Raw genomic sequence first — 18,992 nt, 5'->3', positions numbered from 1 at the left:
GGCGCCTTACCAAGGTAAAGTTTCACCGTTAGAATGTTTAAATACACCCGTTTCGGCTAGTGTTAATTTATCCATTAAACCTAGTAGGCGTGTCGCAGCTTCATCGCTACTAATATCTCCCCCATGGTTAACCATATCTGTTTGCACATAACCTGGGTGATAAATGCCTACACAAATACCTTGGCTTTTTAAATCTTGTGCTAATGACATACCGGCGATATTTAATGCCGCCTTCGACATTCTATAGCCATAGCGACTACCCGAAGTGTTATCAGCGACAGAGCCCATTCTTGATGTAATTAAGGCAACCTTGCTTCCTGATGATAAGTTGTTTAATAAGGCATGGGTTAGACATAAAGGAGCAAGGGCATTTACTTCAAACTGTTCTTTAATAGTATCTGTATTCAAATCTTGTAAGCTCTCATTACGCAATATGCCAGCATTATTTATCAATAGATCGATAGAGACATTATTCAAGGCGGCTGTAGCATTATTTATTCCGTCTTTGGTGGCAACATCAATATTTTCGATAACGTGTACGCCTAACGCATTGAGTTGAGCAGAAGAGTGGCGACATAAAGCATAGACTTTGTGTCCTTGGCTATGAGCCAGTTTTGCCATAGCAAAGCCGATACCGCGGTTTGCTCCTGTGATCACAAGTGTTTTAGACATATTCTTTCCTTAATTGGTCGACTTTTTTCTTAATTGAGTGATAGACATTAAACTTAAATGACTATTTGTGCCATTTTCGGCACGTAATTTCTTTGCCAGTGGGTAATTGCCCAGTAGATAATTTCGTTAACACTCGCATGAACTAATTGGTTTTCAGGTTTTTGCCCCAAAAACTTCAGAGCAGCAATTAACGAGGCTTGTGGTTTATTTATATCAATCGCGGGCGCTTTATTTTGCTTACTCAGTTTATAGCCTTGTTTTGTTACCGCTAAGGGGACATGGCCAAATTGAGGTGCATTATGCTGAAGCGTTTTAAATAGTGTTAGTTGTCTTGCTGTTGGTTCAAGTAAATCACAGCCACGAATTACATGGGTAATACCTTGTTCAATATCATCAGCAACCACCGCTAATTGGTAAGCAAATAAGCCATCTTTTCGGTGAATAATAAAATCTTCTTGAGCTAGGTTTATATCGCAAGTCACGCTCCCTTGAAAAATATCATCAAAGGTATGAATGGCAAAATGATTTATCAAGCGAATTGCGCTGTCTTGAGCTGGAAGTGATAGAGGTTTGCAATGACCTTGGTATATCCCGCCGACCTGCTTGATTTGCGCTCTAGTGCATTGGCAATAATAGCTAAGCTGTTGTTTTTTTAACGCAGACAGTAGAGCCTGATAGCGTTCAGACTGTTGACTTTGATAGCGAACTTCTTCGTCCCAGTGAAGCCCGTAAGCATCTAAAGTTTTTAAAATGTTAGTGCTAGCGCCAGTTAACTCTCTTGGTGGATCAATATCTTCTATGCGAACGAGCCATTTTCCTTGATGTGCTTTTGCATCAAGAAAGCTTGCTAGGGCGGCAATGAGTGAACCAAAGTGAAGTAAACCAGAGGGAGAGGGAGCAAAGCGACCACGATAACCAGCAACAGTGTTGCTCGTTAATGGTCGCTCAGGCGAATTGAATTCCATAGGGAAAGGTCAGCGTAATTAGCCAGCCATTTGACGTTCTTTAATTTCCGCTAAGGTTTTACATTCAATACAAAGATCTGCAGTCGGTCTTGCTTCTAATCTGCGAATACCTATTTCGATACCACAAGATTTACAAAAACCGAAATCATCATCTTCGATTAACTGTAATGTTTTCTCTATTTTTTTAATGAGCTTACGTTCACGATCTCGTGTACGTAATTCAAGACTAAACTCTTCTTCTTGAGCTGCTCTATCAACAGGATCAGGAAAATTAGCAGCTTCATCTTGCATATGAGTTACCGTACGATCAACTTCTTCACGAAGTTGTACACGCCAAGCATCTAATATTTTCTTAAAATGCTCTTGTTGTGGTTCGTTCATGTATTCTTCATTAGCTTTTTCTTGATATGGCTCTACGCCCGCTAATGCTAAAATACCTAGTGCTTTGTTTGTGCTGTTTGGCATGCTTAATCTCCTAGTGCTACATAGACCAAGACTATTTATAAATATATCACATATTTCCGTGACAGTGCTTGGTTGTAAGTGCCAATATTTTTATATATGACTTAATTAATTTGCTATATATTGTGACGCAGCTAAAAAAAATCAACTGCAGATAGAAAAATATATATTTAACTTAAATTAATCAGTGCTTTATAATTATTTTTACCTATAAATAACTTTTGCCTTTATTTATGGGCAAGCTTTTTTAGCAATTTTTACTAGTGTTAGTCAATAAATATCTCGCCATTATTCAACTTTACTCACAAAAAACTTAGGATATTAAAGAATCACCTTTTATCATTACGGCTTTATATTTACAGGTATAGCTGACGTTAAACTCATTGCAGAAGCATTTATTTGAGCTTTATAAGCTAGAATCTCGACGCCATTAGCAGCAGCTTCGGCTAATAATTGTGCATATTTTATATCGATATGTGCTGCGGGCTGGATGTTATCGATACCCGTATGAAGTATTGTAAATAATAAAACCGCTCTGTGTCCTTGCGACACCATATCAATCAGTTCTCGTAAATGTTTTTGCCCTCGGGTTGTTACTGCGTCAGGAAAGTAGCCTTGCCCGTTGTCTTCAAGTAACGTGACAGATTTAACTTCAACATAGGTGTCGGGTTTGTTTTCATAAGTTAATAAAATATCGATTCGACTATTTTCATTACCGTACTTTACTTCGCGTGTTAAAGAAGAGAAACCTGATAACTCACTGATGATGTTGTTATGCAACGCTTCTTCTGCTAACTGATTTGCTCGTTGCGTATTCACACAAATATAGTCGCCTAGTTTGGTTTGAGTTAACTCCCAGCTAAAGGGGTATTTTCGTTTAGGATTATCTGATGTGCTATACCACACAATGTCATCAGGTTCGGCGCAGCCTTTCATTGCTCCTGTATTGGCGCAGTGTGCTGTATGAACTGAGTTATCAGGTAAGGTTAAATCAGCGAGAAAACGTTTATATCTTTTAATTAACGTGGCTTTATCAAGTGGTGGAGAGAACTGCATAACACATCTTTTTGGTAAACTATGGGCAAAGTATAATTTGTCGTTTCACTAAATGTAAGAGGGGTAATGATGAAGGAAACTAGAAAGAGTTTTATCGTTGTGAAATAAACTGCCAACATCTAGCTGACAGTGTTTTCTTTTATTGATACTTTTTTGATAAATGCGTTTGTTTCATTTTGATAGGTTGAGAGGCTTGCTCTATAAAGCTATCTAGCCATATTTTTGCACTTTCTTGATCACTAAATACGTGAAAATTGATTTGGCATTCTTGATAAATTCGCTGTAGTTGCATTTGTTGCATGTCGGCATTTGCGCTATTTAAGATAACAACAGCAATGGCAATCATTCCTCGCTTTATGCGGTAGCGGGTTGTTTCGATAAGTTGTTCTTCAGCGTCAGGGGTAAAGACGCTATTTCCTCTAAAAGTAATTAAAGATCCCCAAGGTTCGCCAGTCATTTTTTCAGTTATTTCGGTAATATCTTGGTGATACTGTGCGGCAAGTATCTCGTTAAAGGGGCCTTGTGCATCTACGAGAAGAATATTGTTTTGTTGTTCAATGGCATAACGTCCGTGTGCTGAATATTGCATTAATCTATCTCTTTTTATTCAAGGGAACTGATATTAATATCAACTTATATAACCCTTGCCAAGTAAGCATATTTTTATATCTTTGCAAGTTTTATTTAGCAAATAATAATAAGGACAATTAAAGGTTCACGGTAATAGCCATGTTTGTTTTGGCGTGTATTGCACACCAGTATCAGAAGATACTGATTCATAAAGGCTAAAGCTATTTATGGTTAAATAAATGTCAAGTGAAGGTGCTGGTATAGGCAGTGATTTTGCTTTACGATAAATGCTAACATGCGGCACGTATTCTTTGTGTTGAGGCTCATCGTTTTGTCGTATTATATGGTTAGGTTTATCAATGCAATGATTTGTTATTTGCTCAATGTGCTGTTGCAGCGAACTTAACCATTGAGGTGTATTGCTTAGCCCTAAATATAACACTTTGGGTTTGTGAAAAAGTGCTACGTGCGACAGTGAAATTGCGTAATGGTCACTAATTTTTTCACGCGATATTGAATTTGATAGCGCCGATAGTATGTTTGAGTAATTATCTTTAGACATGTTACCAATAAACACTAAAGTGATATGAAAGTTTGTCAAAGCAATTGGTTTTGCATACAGAAAGTGTTCGTCAATATGCTCTGTTCTCCACTGAGCTATTTCTTGTTTGCTTTGCTCTGTTAAATCTAAAGCAAAGAAATATCGACTCATTTCCAGCCTAACTGATTTTCAAAATCTTGATCTAATTGAATGGCAAAATCTTTTGCATGCATGGCTACTTGTTCAAGTTTTTCTTCTTCTTCGGTTTCAGGAGTATATTGAGGAACTTTAATGGGATAACCACTTTCGTCGGTGGCCATGAACGTAATAAAGCAACGGTTAGTCACTACATAGTTATGATCTTTAGGATCACAAGCCCGTACTACCACATAAATATGCATACTACTTCTGCCTGTATGCACAATGCGGGCGCAAACGGTAATCATTTGGCCAACCAAAATAGGACGAATAAATCGAATGCCATTGGCTGAAATAGTGACGCTATAACGCTTACTCCATTTAGCCGCACAAGCGTAAGATGCTTGGTCAATCCATTTCATTACCATGCCACCATGTACTTTGCCGCCAAAATTTACATCTGTAGGCTCGGCTAAAAAGCAAAATTCAACACTATTCTCTTGTGTTTTCTTCATCATAAAAAAACCTTAACGTATTTTTTAAGAGTTCATTGTGTTAATTATAGGCAAGTTCAACGAGTTAGCGATTTTTGTTCAAGATTTTTAGTTAGGTATTTGTATCAAAGTAGCAAAGTAGCTACACTGGCGCAGTTGTAAGTTGAGACCTTTTCCTTATGTCAGTACCTTCTTCATTACCTATTGAAGCCATAAAAGACACTTTTTGCCAAACCTTAAATCAGCATAATACGGTTATTTTATCTGCGCCGCCTGGTGCAGGTAAATCAACTTGTTTACCTTTATGGCTGTTAACTATGGCAAAATTTTCTCAGCAGAAAATTTATTTGCTACAACCTAGACGCCTTGCGGTGAAAAACATTGCGACTTTTTTGGCCAGTCAATTATCTGAGCCTGTTGGCAAAACGATAGGTTATCGAGTACGAAATGAAAGCAAAGTATCAAAGTCTACTCGCTTAGAAGTGATCACCGAAGGGATCCTTACGCAGTTAATTCAAAATGATGCAGAATTAGCGCACACGGCGTTAATTGTTTTTGATGAATTTCATGAAAGAAGTTTACAAGGAGATTTAGCGTTTGCGCTTGCGCGTGAGGTTCAGCAAGCTTTGCGTGAAGATTTAACCTTATTGCTTATGTCAGCAACGTTAGATATTAGCGTATTATCAGCGGCGATACCTGATGCTATTGCGATACACAGTGAAGGGAGAAGTTTCTCTGTCGACATAGCGTATATGCCAGCCAACGCTAACCAGTTTTGGCGCGAGCATGCATTATTCGTTATCAAGCAACAACTAGCGACACATCAAGGTTCTATTTTGGCATTTTTACCTGGTGTTGCTGATATTAAATATATTGCGACTGAACTGTCGAGGATGGAATTTACTGATGTTGTTATTTCACCTTTATATGGTGAGTTGCCACTTAAAGAGCAGCAACAAGCTATTCAGTCTTGTAGCATGCAGCAACGAAAACTAGTGCTAGCAACCAATATTGCTGAAACATCGCTAACGATAGAGGGAATTGATTTAGTAATAGATAGCGGTGTTGAAAAAGTAGCTATCTATAATAGTGCAACGTTAACCAATAAACTTATTCAACGAAATATCGCCAAAGCATCAGCAGTACAACGAGCAGGTCGAGCAGGTCGACTTATGCCGGGTAAATGTATTAGGTTATATGCAAAAGAGGATTTTCAACGACGTCCTGAGCAAAGTACTCATGCGATACAGCAAGAAGATTTGTTACCTACTATTATGGAAGCAGCAAGGTGGGGAGTTAATCAATTAGCAGATTTACCCATGCTTGAATTACCTAAAGCCATCATTGAGCAACAAGCATGGCATGAATTACTCAGCCTTAATATTATCAACGAGCAAAGACAATTAACTACACATGGAGAGCAGGTTTCACGCTTAAACTGTCATCCTCGGTTTGCACATATGATTTTATCTGCAAAGAGCAATTTTTCTCCTCAATCACAGCAAGTAGCGCTTGCGTGTTTAATAACGGCAACACTTGAAGAACGTGATATTTTTACGAAAGAGCAAGGACAATATAATTGTGATTTTACACTACGATTACAAGCATTAATTGGTGGGAGTGCTCAACGAAAACCGAGTTACCAAAGAATTTTTAAACAAGCTAGAAATCTTGCTAGTGCCTTATCTATAGAGCTAAATTTCAATAATGTTTCACTGGAACATAGCGGAATATTACTTGCTTTTGCTTTTCCAGAGCGTATCGCTAAAAGTAGAGAAGTGCGAGGCGAATATATTTGTACTAATGGCAAAGGTGTTTCTTTAAATGAAGATGATGTACTCGCTGGCGAACCTTATATTGTTATCGCCGATATGATGCAACTGAAATCAGGCGCTAAAGTAAGACTTGCTGCTAGTGTTTCATTGTTAGCTCTTGAACAATATTTTTCAGAAAAAATTATTGAAAAACAGCATGCTTTCTTTGATGAAAAACGAAATAGAATTATTCAGCGAAAGCAGCGAAGATTTGCTGCAATTGTTATTGAAGAGCAACCGCTATCGCGCAATGAAAGCTTACAAGACTTCTCACCTGTTTGGGCTGAGCAGATTGTTAGGAAAGGGATAGGTTTTCTTAATTGGAGTAAGCAAGATAAGTTACTTATCGCGAGGTGGCAGTGGTTAGCTCATTATCAACAGCAAGATAGTAAGATAACTGTACCATCGTACAGTGAAGCAATGTTACTTGAGCAACTTTCGCTTTGGTTTCAACCTTTTGTTAGTGATGTGGTCAGTAAAGAGCAATTAGATAAACTAAATTTATCGACTATGTTGCTGTCATTGTTTGATTATCAGCAGCAACAGCTACTAGAACAAGCGGCACCTACTCACTATATAGGTCCGACAGGGCGCCGTTGCCCAATAACGTACAGCATGGAGGCGTCACCTAAAGTGTCATTACCCATGCAAGAGCTTTATGGTGAAAGTGTTACACCTGTTATTGGTATCTATCAAAATGTTAGTGTAGTACAGAATAAACAAGGCATGCCGTTATTATTAGAGTTATTATCTCCAGCCCAGAGACCTATACAATTGACTCAAGATCTTGTCGCTTTTTGGAGTGGGAGCTATGAGTTAGTACAAAAAGACATGAAAAGTCGTTACCCTAAACATTATTGGCCTGATGACCCAGCAAATGCAAAAGCAACAAATAAAACCAAACGTCACATTCAACCATAGACTTTAATTACATGCCTAGAAAAAAGCCCTCAAATAAAACAACACCACAACCGAAAAAGTCATGGTCAAATTGGCTAATGATGACACTGTTAAAGTTTAGCTTTGCAGTCATTATGTCCCTAGTTATCTATATGATTTATTTAGATGCTAAAGTGACAAAAACTTTTGAAGGCCAGCGTTGGCATATACCTGTTCAAGTGTATGGTAAAGCAGAACAAATTGATTATGACGCGTTAATTGATTTACCTAAACTTGCTGCATCATTATTGGCCAATGGCTATCAAAAAGTCAGTGAAGTGAAGCATGCGGGTGAGTTTGCGCAATCGAAAAGTCGGTTGATTATTTTTCAGCGCGCATTTGAACATCAAGAAGGGCTAGTACAGGAAAAAATAATCACCATAGATCAAGAAAATAATCGGGTAGTGCATATTTATGTCAATGATGAGCGTGTTCAGCAAATTTTTTTAGAGCCCGTTCTTTTAGCAAGAATAGTCGCAAATAATCAAGAAGACAGAGTGTTAGTGGGTTTGGAAGATATACCTGAGCAACTGCTTGATACCTTATTGTTAATCGAAGATAAAAATTTCTACCATCATAAAGGCGTTTCCCCCTTTGCTATTTTAAGAGCGTTTTATAACAATTTACGTGCAGGTCGCACGGTTCAAGGTGGTAGTACGCTCACTCAGCAGCTTGTTAAAAATATGTACTTAACGCGAGAAAAGAGCTTAACGCGAAAAGTTAAAGAAGCCTTGATGGCTCTTATTTTAGAATTTAGATACAGCAAAGATCAATTGCTTGAAGCCTATGTTAATGAAGTCTATTTAGGTCAACACTATGCAAATGGCATTTATGGCTTTGGTTTAGCCGCAAAATTTTATTTTGGTAAACCCATTCAAGAATTAAATCATGCACAAACTGCCTTACTTATCGCCCAAGTTAAAGGGCCAAGTTATTATGATCCTTGGAAGCATAGAAATCGAGCAAAAGAGAGAAGAGATTTAATTCTCAGATTAATGTTTGAGCAAAACTTTTTATCAAAAGATGAATTTGTTTTAGCGTTAGAGTCACGATTACAAATTCGTAAACAGCGCCGTTTTAGTCAGCAAAAATACCCAGCCTATATGCAACTGGTTAAAAAAGAATTAAAACAGACTATTCCTTTTGAGTTACAAAAATCGGGTATTAAAGTGTATACGGGGTTTTCTCTACATAGCCAGCAGTTAGTAGAGCAAACTATTGCGCAGCAATTACCGTTACTTGAAAACAAACACCAGCAGACTAATTTGCAAACAGCCATGATAGTTACCGATATATCTTCGGGTGAGATCAAAGCGGTTGTGGGTGATAGGGATACAAACTTTGCTGGGTTTAATCGAGCACTCTCAGCAAAAAGACCGGTAGGCTCGTTGATAAAGCCAGCAATATACCTTGCTGCATTAGAACGGTATGAAGAATATAACTTCGCGACTTTACTCGATGATAAAGCCATTACTTTAAATAGTGAGAAAGGGCAGCAATGGCAACCTAAAAACTATGATGGTCAATTTCGGGGGCAAGTGCCGCTAATTGAAGCCTTAATTCAGTCCTTAAATGTACCCACGGTAAACTTGGGGATGAGCCTAGGGTTAAATAAAGTGGCTGATGCTATTCATTTATTAGGTTACCAACAAGATATAATAATGAGACCCTCTATGTTGCTAGGGGCTATTAATATGTCGCCTTTGGAGGTGAATCAATTATATTTGCCTATTGCCGCTAAAGGACAATTCATTGAAGCTCATGCAATGACTAAAGTTGTTTCATCTCAAGGTGAGACTCTCTGGCAATATGCCAATGAAATTGAACAACGTTTTTCGACCAACGCAAGTTACTTAATGAACTTTGCGCTTAATCAAGTCACGAAAACAGGTACTGCAAAATCATTATCTTGGCGGGTTAAGGGTGCAAATTTAGCAGGAAAAACGGGCACCAGTAATGATTTAAGAGATAGTTGGTTTGTAGGGTATGACAATAATAACTTAGTCACTACATGGGTAGGAAAAGATAATAATAAGCCCACAGGCTTAACAGGCAGTAATGGTGCTTTGACGCTGTTTGCTGATTTCATGAAAAAGCATGGTGTAGCATCTTACCAATTATCAACACCTGAAAGTGTCGCTATGACATTATTTGAGTTAAAAACAGGTAATGCTGTAAAACACAGTTGCGACGGTACTGTTAGTTACCCAGCTATTTCAGCAGGTATTAGAATCTCAGAGCAGTGTTTAAAAGTTAAAGAAGATAATCGCTCTTGGCTTGAAAGGATCTTTGGTGATTAGTGAGCTATTGGAGTGGTAAAGATAAACAAGCACTCAATAGTTTTTATTGAGTGCTATATTACTAATCGCATTGCATTTCTCTAATTTAAGTTAAAAAGTCACTTTTAATTTAGATACTGCGGCGATATCGGTGATACCTACTTGTCCTATGCTATGTTGAAGTTTCGCTGCTGTTTTATCTGCGCCGTTACTTTCGGCAAAACTAATCACATCTTCACCATTACACATTAATTTAAGTGCAACAGTTTTATTTTTTAGACGGTAACTTTTAGTTGTTTGGTTTAACTTTTGTACGCTATTGCTTTGTGCTGCTTTACAGACTTCAATTAATGCTGACTCCATATAAGGATTCATAGCTGCTTGACTTGGTGCGCTGATTGCAATTGCTGATACGGCTGTAGTTAATGCTAGTAATGTTGCTTTTACGTTTTTCATGGTCTTCTCCCTAGATTTAAAATTACGAGACATCATATGTATCGCTCATGAATAATAGTGGCTTGTTTTTCGAAAAAGGTTACCTGTTTTTTTGACTTGGATGTAAGCAAAACCCCTACGTAAAAACTACGTAAAAACACTAAGTGGTTGAAAGGTATATGGAACAATTTATTGAGGTTTAGTAGAGTTGTTACAATTATTTACACCTGTTGATATTTAGACATACGAAAGCTGGTGTAGTTGTTGTTGGTCTTACGATGAGGGTCTTAAATTATGACTAAATTTATGCCCTTTTTAGGGAGATATGATTTTTTTAACGAAAAGTTTTTAGTGTTATTTGTTAAGCTACAGTCGGCTTAACTGGAAGTTAATCGTCACTCTCAGAGAGTAAAGTATTGAAGGTAACTCAAAGTTCATGAGCAATAGAAGTGGGGTGCTGGGGAATAGTGCTAGAGAAGGTAGACTAGGCATTTACCGGTAAAGAGTAAATGCCCTATCTGGTTTGTTCATCAAATGCTAAATCCTTCAATGAGTCTACAATTTAAAGCTCACGTTAATTTTAGATACAGCCGCAATATCGGTGATGCTGACATTACTAATACTTTTTTGCAATTTAGCTGCTGTTTTATCCGCGCCATGTGTCTCGGCAAAGCTAATGATATCTTCACCATTACACATAACACCTAAAGCGACGGTTCTTTTTTTCAGTCTAAATGTTTTCGTTTGTTGATTGAGCTTTTGTACACTATTACTTTGTGCTGCTTTACAAACGCTGATTAATGCTGTTTCCATATATGAAGGTGTTGCTGCTTGACTCGGTAAGCTCATTACTAATAGTGATAATGTTGCTGTAATACCTAGTGTTAATGATTTTGCTGTTTTCATGATTAATCCCTATTTTCATTAAGTTGTTAAAGTGACGAACTGTTCAGTAAGTTCGTACTCATAATAGTGATGCTTTTTTCAAGAAAAGTTGTACGAATTCTCTTACTGAATGTAACTAAAGGTAGGTTTGTAACAAGTATGAAAATACCCAACTCTATGTTTTTCATCCACTTTGCATTTATTTAAAGATTTAAACGGGGATTTTTTATTTACATTTGCTGTTATTTGTACATAAACAAAGTACAAAAAATGACATTCATCTTGCGATAGGTGTCAGTGTCAACACTACTTTTTTTGAGTTTTTAAGTTTGTTTTGATTTAAAATAGTTTTTCTTACTGTTTTTATATACAGTTTTTACTGATAATGTGATACTGTTATTAAGATTGTTTATTACCAAAGCAGTCATATTATGTGAGCAACGCAAAAGTGAATAAGGAAAACTAATGGCAGTTGAAAGTCGGTTTGTTGTAATTAGACACGGGGTAGAGGCTAAGACGTTTATGGATAAGAAATCAGCAGATGAATATGACAAAATGTTGGATATGGCTGATAACTTAGCGGAAGTATTTGCCCAAGCTCCTATTGAATTAGCAGATAATCTTTCTGAGGAATTAAGTATTTACTTAGCACAGAATAGAGAGGAAGTACTTGTTGCTTTGCTTGCAAAAAAAGCAACAAAGAAAGTTGTTAAAAAATCTGAGCCTACGGAGAATGTAAGTTCAGATGCAGAACAAGCAGCCGAGCAGAACGAAGAGAAAGTAAAGAAAAAACCAACCAAGGCAAAAGCTGTAAAATTAAGTGAAGCCAGTTAATCATAAATTGGGAATCTAATTTATGATTAACTACCAGTTGATCCGCAGTGAAAGACGAAAAACTTTAGGTTTGCAAGTTAAAGCGGGCAAAGTTTATGTTCGAGCGCCTAGTTATGTCTCAAAAGAATTCATTCATGACTTTGTTGCTAAAAAATCATCGTGGCTAAAAGCTAAAGTAAATGAGCAAGTTAACGTTGATGATGGTTGTTTGAGTTTTGAACAAGGCAGTAAAGTGCTATTTCAAGGAGAACTATTAACGTTAGTTATAGACTTTGCTCCTAAACGAAAAACCTTTATTAAGTCTGATAAGTTAGATAGCAAGTATTTAGTCGTTATCTTGGCCAACCGTCAGAAAGAAAAAGCTCAGAACGTGAAAGTACAAACTTTATTAGTGAAAAAGCAATTAGAAGAGTTTTACAAAGAACAGGCGCTAAGTACAATACCATCTCGCCTTGCACAATTAAGTGAATTAACCTCACTTAAACCAGTAAGTTTTAAAATTAGGCAGTATAAATCACGGTGGGGTAGTTGTAACAGCCGTGGAGAGTTAAGTTTTAATTATTTATTAATGATGGTGCCAAATGATATTCTTGATTATGTCATTATCCATGAACTATGCCATTTAAAGCACTTGAATCACTCTACAAGGTTCTGGCAACTTGTGAGTTGTTATTACCCAGAGTATGTTGAAGCAAAACGTTGGTTTAAAGAACATCAAGCACAACTTCAATGGTTACCCCTAACTAGTTAACTCAAAACGGTGTCGAAGGTTTATTAGCGTAGATTGCTTATTCAGATTAAAACGAAGGTATGTGAAAATTTAGACTTGAGCGTAATTAATATTCAGTGGTTAGAGTCAAGCAGTAAAAATTAAGCGATAAAAATTAGTTGTAGCATACAGTGAAAATAAGTAATAAATAAACTCGGCAGATATCGGATACATTATAATGTTAAGGGGGGATAACTACCTGTTTGCTGATAACCTCCACCTTTTAAAGGTTTTTTATTTTCTCCATAGCGTTTATTTAAAAAAAATACAAATGTTGATTAACAATTTGCCTCATTTAGGGTAGATTGTCTTCATTAAAATAATAAGAATCCAAGGATTGTTCCGCTATGAACCCTGCAGTACTTATTTGTGACGATTCAAATATGGCTCGAAAACAAGTGCTTAGAAGCCTTCCTGAACAGTGGCACAATAATGTTCAAACAGCACAACATGGCGCTGAAGCGTTAACGATTTTGCGAAGTGGTAATATTGATATACTGTTCCTTGATTTAACAATGCCTGGCATTGATGGCGTCGGTGTTTTACAAGGTATTCAGAAGTTAAATATCGATTGTCATGTCTTTGTCATTTCTGCAGATATTCAACCTGAAATGCAAAGTAAAGTACTCGGCTTAGGTGCAAAAGAGTTTTTAAGAAAACCCATTAAGCCAGATGTGCTTCACGCTAACTTAGAGAAGCATGGTTTATTATGAATCAATTACGCTTAACAGAAGATGAGCAAGACTGCCTACAAGAGCTAATTAACGTAGCAATGGGTCAGGCGAGTGATCAACTCGCTCGTTATTTGGATAGTTTTGTTTACTTAAAAGTACCCAGCATTGAAAGTGTTGATGCTGATAGTTTAGCCACTACGCTAGATCAACAACAATCAGCTATGGCGGTTGTTAGCCAAGGATTCTTTGGTTATGAAGGTATTCGTGGTGAAGCGCTTTTGGTCTATCAAGATGAAGATTCTGAGCGTTTAGCTGATTTACTTGGCTATGAACCAGATGAATTATCAAAAGATGAGCAATTAATTGATATCAGTTCAATTCTTACTACAACATTTTTAAATGTATTTGCTAGCCAAATAGAAAACCAAATTTCTTATAGCGCTCCGAAGCTTTTACCAAGTAGAGCTAATAGTCTTTCTGAACATCTCGACCAATTAACCTTTAATTGGGATTTAGCGCTAAAAGTTAATATTAATTATCAGGTTACTGATTATTCGTTCAATTGTAATATGGTGCTACTCATTCCAGAAACAGCAATAAATAATATCAAAGTTGTGCTTAATAGAATATTGGAAGAGCTATAATGAACCCTGGCGTATTAACTGATGAAATTAGTAAAAAATTTGCTGAGAAGCTCTCAAGCAAAATAACGGATCAGTTAAATACAGGTATTTTAATTGTAGATACCGAATTTAATATTGTGATGTGGAATAGCTACTTACAAGTACATTCCACTAAAGTGTCTAATGATATTATCGGTAAGAATATTTTTGATATTTTTTCTGAGTTACCTCAACGATGGTTATCACGAAAACTTGCTAGTGTTCTGCAATTAGGTACACCAAACTTTTGTTCTTGGGAACAAAGGCGACACCTGTTTGAGTTACCCCATACAAGACCTATCACCACCGATTGTGAGTTTATGGCACAGAACTGTACGTTTCTTCCTATGCAAGATGATGGAGATATTGAACATATCTGCATACTGATAGAAGATGCAACCGATGTTTGTCATTACCAAGGCCAACTGCAAAAGGCATTAGATAAGCTCGCCTTGATGAGTCGTATTGACGGCTTAACACAAATATATAATCGTAAGCATTGGCAAGAGTCACTAGAGCAAGAATTTGCTAAAGCACGTAGGCATGAAAAAGCACTATCGTTAATCATGTTTGATCTTGATAACTTTAAACACCTTAATGATCATTATGGTCATCAAGGTGGCGATGAAGTCTTAATAGAAATAAGTAAAACTATTGGTAGTTTACTTAGAGTTGAAGATGTTTTTGGCCGTTATGGCGGTGAAGAATTTGCAATTGTTCTGCCAGAGACACCAATAAAAGGTGCGCTTGAATTAGCTGAACGGATATGCCAGACAGTAGAAAAAAGCACTATAACGTTTAAAGATAAAGATATTAATGTTACTGTAAGTCTTGGCGTTGCCCAATTGTCTGAGTCAGATACAAGTTTTGAAACGCTCATTATGCATGCCGATGATGCTTTATATCTCGCAAAAAACAATGGCCGAAATCAGGTCTGTTCTGCAAAAACGACAGAGTTTTTACAACAAGCTTCAGCATAAAAAATACTTACCCTCTTATATTCCTAATATAAAAATTATTTTTTATTCATAAACTATAACTTTTTATTCAGAGTAAATGCTCGAAATAGGTTGACACCTTTATCGGTATCAGGCATTTTATACCTATGAAAATTACAAACAGCCAACTTACCATTATTATTACAACCACCACCCGAATTAGGATGGCGGTCGCTGGCTAACGTGTAAAAAAAATAAATTTTATCGAAGCCCGTGACCTGAAAAAGGTTGCGGGCTTTTTTTTGTACTAAATAAATGCTGTATAAAACTGCTTACTTTTATAAACAAGGGAAACAAAATGCGTGTACTTAAATTTGGTGGCTCATCACTTGCCTCGGCAGAGCGTTTTCGTCAAGTTGCGAATATCATCATGGACAAGGGGCAAACATCAAATCTTGCTGTTGTTGTCTCTGCACCACAAGGTGTAACTAATCACTTAGTTGCGATGGCAGAAAATATCAGCGATGAAGCAAAGTTGGTAACCGATTTAGGGCATTTTAAACGTGCAATTACCACAATTATTGATGACTTATCAGCTTCTATTGCGAACTTCAATCATCAGCATTGTGAGCAGGCTTTAACTAATTATGAACATCAATTAGAGCGTTATATGCAAGGCGCGACAATGTTGTCATATTGCCCAGATCATATACGTGCACGTATTATCAGTACAGGTGAACGTTTAAGCGTTGCGATATTAGATGCTGTACTTCAAGCAGAGGGTGTTAATGTCTCACTCATTTCGCCAGAGAAATTTTTATTTACCAATGAATCATCACTGAATGCGGTTGCAGATCTTGTTCTTTCTAAAGAAAAATTTGCCCAAGAATATCCAAAGTTAAACCCTGTGGCGTTAATGCCAGGTTTCATTGGGGTTAATGCTGAGAGTAATTCAGAAATCGCTGAAGTGACAACGTTAGGGCGTAATGGCTCTGACTATTCTGCAGCGGTTTTAGCCGTTTGTGCAGAAGCAGAGTGTTGTGAAATATGGACAGATGTTGATGGGGTTTATAACGCTGATCCGCGTATGATCAAAGAAGCGAAACTACTAGATTACTTATCATATCAAGAAGCTATGGAGCTTTCTTACTTTGGTGCGAGTGTACTTCACCCTAAAACGATAGGTCCTATAGCGCAGTATCACATCCCTTGCTTAATTAAAAATACCAGTAACCCAAGCGCAGAAGGCACACTCATTTCAAATGAAAGTGATCAACAAAAACGGGTTAAAGCGATTTCAAACCTTGATGATTTAACTATGGTTAATGTTTCTGGGCCCGGGATGAAAGGCATGGTAGGGATGGCTAGCCGTGTATTTGCCACTATGAGTCGAGAAAACATTTCTTTAGTGCTAATAAGTCAGTCTTCTAGTGAATATTGTATCAGTTTTTGTATTTACTCACACGATGCTGAACAAGCTAAACAAAGCTTACAAGAAGAGTTTGAGTTAGAGTTATTAAATGGTTTACTTGAGCCATTAGCGTTAAAAAGCGACTTATCTATTGTTTCTCTTGTGGGTGATGGTATGCATCATCAACGTGGCGTTGCGGCAAAATTCTTTAGTTCACTTGCACAAGCGCGAGTGAATGTTGTCGCTATTGCCCAAGACTCGTCAGAGCGAAGCATCTCAGTGGTTGTTGAACAGCGAAAATGTACTGATGCGATGAAAGTGAGCCATCAAAACTTCTTCTCTCATAAACCCACCATTGATGTGTTCTTAGTAGGCTGTGGTGTAGTAGGCAGTGAATTAATCGCACAAATTTCAAGACAGCAAGCTAGCTTGAAAGAGCAAAATATAGCGCTTAAAGTTTATGGTATAGCTACAAGTAAAGGTATGGTCTTTGAAAAAGAAGGAATAGATTTAGATAACTGGCAGTCAGTGTTAGAGCAGGGCATTGAAAACAAAAAAGCGTTGCCAGTTACCATTGATAATTTAAAAGGCTTTGTTAGAGATAACCATTTAATTAACCCTGTGTTTGTAGATTCGACCTCAAATGAAGCACTGGCTATGAGTTATGTTGATTACTTAAATGAAGGGTTTCATGTGGTTACGCCAAATAAAAAGGCAAATACTGATTCATGGCAGTATTATCAAGAGCTACGTAGTGCAGCGCAAAGTACTAATAGAAGATTTCTTTATGAAACAACAGTGGGTGCAGGCTTACCAGTTATTGATACCTTGCAAAGTTTAATTAAAGCGGGTGATGAATTACAGCGTTTTGAAGGTGTATTATCAGGTTCATTATCTTATATTTTTGGTAAATTAGATGAAGGTATGGCACTGTCAGAGGCAACCGCAATAGCAAAAGAAAATGGCTTTACGGAACCTGATCCTCGCGATGATTTAAGTGGTATGGATGTAGCGCGTAAGTTATTAATTATGGCTCGTGAATCAGGCATGCAATTGGAGCTTGATGATATTACGATTGAATCTGTATTACCTGATGATTTTGATGCCAGTGGTGATGTGAATCAGTTTATGGATAACCTCGCTCAAATTGATGGCAGCTTTAGTGAGCGTATAACAAAGGCAAAAGCAGAAGGGAAAGTATTGCGTTACATTGGCAATATTGTTAATGGTCAATGTAAAGTGTCTATTGAAGCTGTTGGTGCTGAGCACCCTTTATATAGCATTAAAGACGGTGAGAATGCCTTAGCAATTCACAGTCGTTATTACCAGCCGTTGCCTTTTGTACTTCGTGGTTATGGTGCAGGCGCTGCGGTTACCGCTGCAGGCGTTTTTGGTGATTTACTAAGAACATTGGCTTGGGAGCAACAACACTAATGGCTAACAATAAACAAAAAGTCTCAGTCTTTGCTCCAGCCTCTATCGGTAATGTTAGCGTTGGTTTTGATGTACTCGGTATGGCGGTTACGCCTGTTGATGGTACCTTATTGGGAGACGTCGTTGATGTTGAGTTGAGTGAATCACAAAGTGATTTAATTGTTGTAGGTCAATTTGCTGATAAACTGCCAAGCAGTAAAGAAGATAATATAGTATGGTCATGTTTATCATTGTTTAATCAGGCATTAGCTAAAGCGAAACAAGATGTCGTTGAAGTGACTTTAACACTCGACAAGAAAATGCCAGTGGGTAGCGGTTTAGGTTCTAGTGCATGCTCCGTTGTGGCCGCACTTGCCGCACTGAATTTGTACTATCAAAAATTCCAAAACTTCAGCTTTTCAAAGCAAGTTATGTTGGAAATGATGGGGCAGATGGAGGCGCAAATTAGTGGCAGTTTACATTACGATAACGTAGCACCTTGTTATTACGGTGGCTTACAGCTAATGGTACCTGACGAAAAGGTAATATCGCGTACTTTACCCAGTTTTAATGATTGCTTTTACGTTATGGCTTACCCTGGCATTGAAGTATCTACAAAGGCTGCAAGAGAAGTGCTACCTGAGCAATATTCGCGTGCTGATGTTATTCGTCATGGGCAAAACTTAGCAACCTTTGTGGATGCTTGTCACCGACAAGACAAGCAACAAGCTTTCTCTGTGTTAACAGATGTTGTTGCAGAGCCATATCGTACAAGCTTGTTGCCAAAGTATCAGCAAGCACATGATTATTTAATAGAACAAGGGGCATTGGCTGTAGGTATTTCGGGCTCGGGTCCAACATTATTTAGTGTCTGTCAAACAGAGCGACAAGCCAATGACTTTGCTCAGTGGTTAGAAAAACATTATTTACAAGAAGTGAACGGACAAAACCTTGGCTTTGTCCACGTGTGTCAGGTTGATCAAAATGGCGCTGCAGAATTAGCTGTAAAATAACTATTTTAAGAAAAGAATTTTTAGGAAT

18 protein-coding genes are annotated in these 18,992 nt (G+C 37.5%); 9 read left to right on the top strand and 9 right to left on the bottom strand.

The genetic code is table 11. The features are described 5' to 3' along the window. Positions 1–6 precede the first annotated feature (6 nt). The 7 genes from D1094_RS02065 to D1094_RS02035 form a co-directional block, all read right to left on the bottom strand. Positions 7–672 carry an SDR family oxidoreductase gene (locus D1094_RS02065; RefSeq protein ID WP_118958402.1) on the bottom strand — a complete coding sequence of 222 codons (666 nt, stop codon included), beginning with the start codon at positions 670–672 and terminating at the stop codon, positions 7–9. A 53-nt stretch (positions 673–725) separates the two neighbouring features. Beyond that, the gene (gene gluQRS / locus D1094_RS02060; protein ID WP_118958401.1) at positions 726–1,637 is read right to left on the bottom strand and encodes a tRNA glutamyl-Q(34) synthetase GluQRS; all 912 of its coding nucleotides are present in this window, start codon (positions 1,635–1,637) and stop codon (positions 726–728) included. 18 nt (positions 1,638–1,655) lie between these two features. After that, entirely contained in the window at positions 1,656–2,102 is a 447-nt protein-coding gene (gene dksA / locus D1094_RS02055) for an RNA polymerase-binding protein DksA (protein ID WP_118958400.1), read from the bottom strand. A 339-nt stretch (positions 2,103–2,441) separates the two neighbouring features. Beyond that, positions 2,442–3,155, bottom strand: a complete 714-nt coding sequence (gene sfsA, locus D1094_RS02050) for a DNA/RNA nuclease SfsA (RefSeq protein ID WP_118958399.1) — start codon at positions 3,153–3,155, stop codon at positions 2,442–2,444. 139 nt (positions 3,156–3,294) lie between these two features. Then, positions 3,295–3,744 (bottom strand): hypothetical protein, encoded by a 450-nt coding sequence (locus D1094_RS02045; RefSeq protein WP_118958398.1) that lies wholly within the window; start codon positions 3,742–3,744, stop codon positions 3,295–3,297. A 126-nt stretch (positions 3,745–3,870) separates the two neighbouring features. After that, entirely contained in the window at positions 3,871–4,437 is a 567-nt protein-coding gene (thpR, locus tag D1094_RS02040) for an RNA 2',3'-cyclic phosphodiesterase (protein ID WP_118958397.1), read from the bottom strand. Next, complete coding sequence (locus tag D1094_RS02035; protein WP_404851435.1) at positions 4,434–4,922, bottom strand: acyl-CoA thioesterase; 489 nt, start codon at positions 4,920–4,922, stop codon at positions 4,434–4,436. Before D1094_RS02035 ends, thpR begins: the two co-directional genes overlap by 4 nt. A gap of 155 nt (positions 4,923–5,077) precedes the next feature. On the opposite strand from D1094_RS02035, the gene hrpB reads away from it, so the two are divergent. After that, positions 5,078–7,633 carry an ATP-dependent helicase HrpB gene (hrpB, locus tag D1094_RS02030; RefSeq protein WP_118958396.1) on the top strand — a complete coding sequence of 852 codons (2,556 nt, stop codon included), beginning with the start codon at positions 5,078–5,080 and terminating at the stop codon, positions 7,631–7,633. Between the two features lie 11 nt (positions 7,634–7,644). Then, positions 7,645–9,951 carry a penicillin-binding protein 1B gene (gene mrcB / locus D1094_RS02025; RefSeq protein WP_118958395.1) on the top strand — a complete coding sequence of 769 codons (2,307 nt, stop codon included), beginning with the start codon at positions 7,645–7,647 and terminating at the stop codon, positions 9,949–9,951. 90 nt (positions 9,952–10,041) lie between these two features. On the opposite strand, the gene D1094_RS02020 is transcribed toward mrcB, so the two are convergent. Together D1094_RS02020 and D1094_RS02015 are read right to left on the bottom strand one after the other, a co-directional pair. Then, positions 10,042–10,386 carry a DUF3718 domain-containing protein gene (locus tag D1094_RS02020; protein ID WP_118958394.1) on the bottom strand — a complete coding sequence of 115 codons (345 nt, stop codon included), beginning with the start codon at positions 10,384–10,386 and terminating at the stop codon, positions 10,042–10,044. 534 nt (positions 10,387–10,920) lie between these two features. Then, positions 10,921–11,271 (bottom strand): DUF3718 domain-containing protein, encoded by a 351-nt coding sequence (locus tag D1094_RS02015; protein ID WP_118958393.1) that lies wholly within the window; start codon positions 11,269–11,271, stop codon positions 10,921–10,923. Positions 11,272–11,715: 444 nt separating this feature from the next. On the opposite strand from D1094_RS02015, the gene D1094_RS02010 reads away from it, so the two are divergent. The 7 genes from D1094_RS02010 (at position 11,716) to thrB (ending at position 18,964) form a co-directional block, all read left to right on the top strand. Beyond that, positions 11,716–12,084 (top strand): YebG family protein, encoded by a 369-nt coding sequence (locus tag D1094_RS02010; RefSeq protein WP_118958392.1) that lies wholly within the window; start codon positions 11,716–11,718, stop codon positions 12,082–12,084. Between the two features lie 22 nt (positions 12,085–12,106). Continuing rightward, the gene (locus D1094_RS02005) at positions 12,107–12,835 is read left to right on the top strand and encodes a M48 family metallopeptidase (RefSeq protein ID WP_118958391.1); all 729 of its coding nucleotides are present in this window, start codon (positions 12,107–12,109) and stop codon (positions 12,833–12,835) included. Between the two features lie 365 nt (positions 12,836–13,200). Beyond that, positions 13,201–13,566, top strand: coding sequence for a response regulator (locus tag D1094_RS02000; protein ID WP_118958390.1), 366 nt, complete (start codon positions 13,201–13,203; stop codon positions 13,564–13,566). Then, a complete protein-coding gene (locus D1094_RS01995; protein WP_118958389.1) occupies positions 13,563–14,171 on the top strand; it encodes a chemotaxis protein in 609 nt (202 codons plus the stop codon). The genes D1094_RS02000 and D1094_RS01995 overlap by 4 nt, the downstream gene beginning before the upstream one ends. Next, positions 14,171–15,169: a sensor domain-containing diguanylate cyclase gene (locus tag D1094_RS01990; RefSeq protein WP_118958388.1), complete on the top strand. Its 999-nt coding sequence runs from the start codon at positions 14,171–14,173 to the stop codon at positions 15,167–15,169. The genes D1094_RS01995 and D1094_RS01990 overlap by 1 nt, the downstream gene beginning before the upstream one ends. A 316-nt stretch (positions 15,170–15,485) precedes the next feature. Then, positions 15,486–17,972, top strand: a complete 2,487-nt coding sequence (thrA, locus tag D1094_RS01985; RefSeq protein WP_118958387.1) for a bifunctional aspartate kinase/homoserine dehydrogenase I — start codon at positions 15,486–15,488, stop codon at positions 17,970–17,972. After that, positions 17,972–18,964, top strand: coding sequence for a homoserine kinase (gene thrB, locus D1094_RS01980; protein WP_118958386.1), 993 nt, complete (start codon positions 17,972–17,974; stop codon positions 18,962–18,964). The genes thrA and thrB overlap by 1 nt, the downstream gene beginning before the upstream one ends. The last annotated feature ends 28 nt before the right edge of the window (positions 18,965–18,992 follow it).

This window comes from Colwellia sp. RSH04 (assembly GCF_003545765.1).
Classification (GTDB): Bacteria; Pseudomonadota; Gammaproteobacteria; order Enterobacterales; family Alteromonadaceae; genus Colwellia.
The sequence above is the reverse complement of the archived record's forward strand: the minus strand, read 5'-3'. Positions and strand labels throughout refer to the sequence as shown.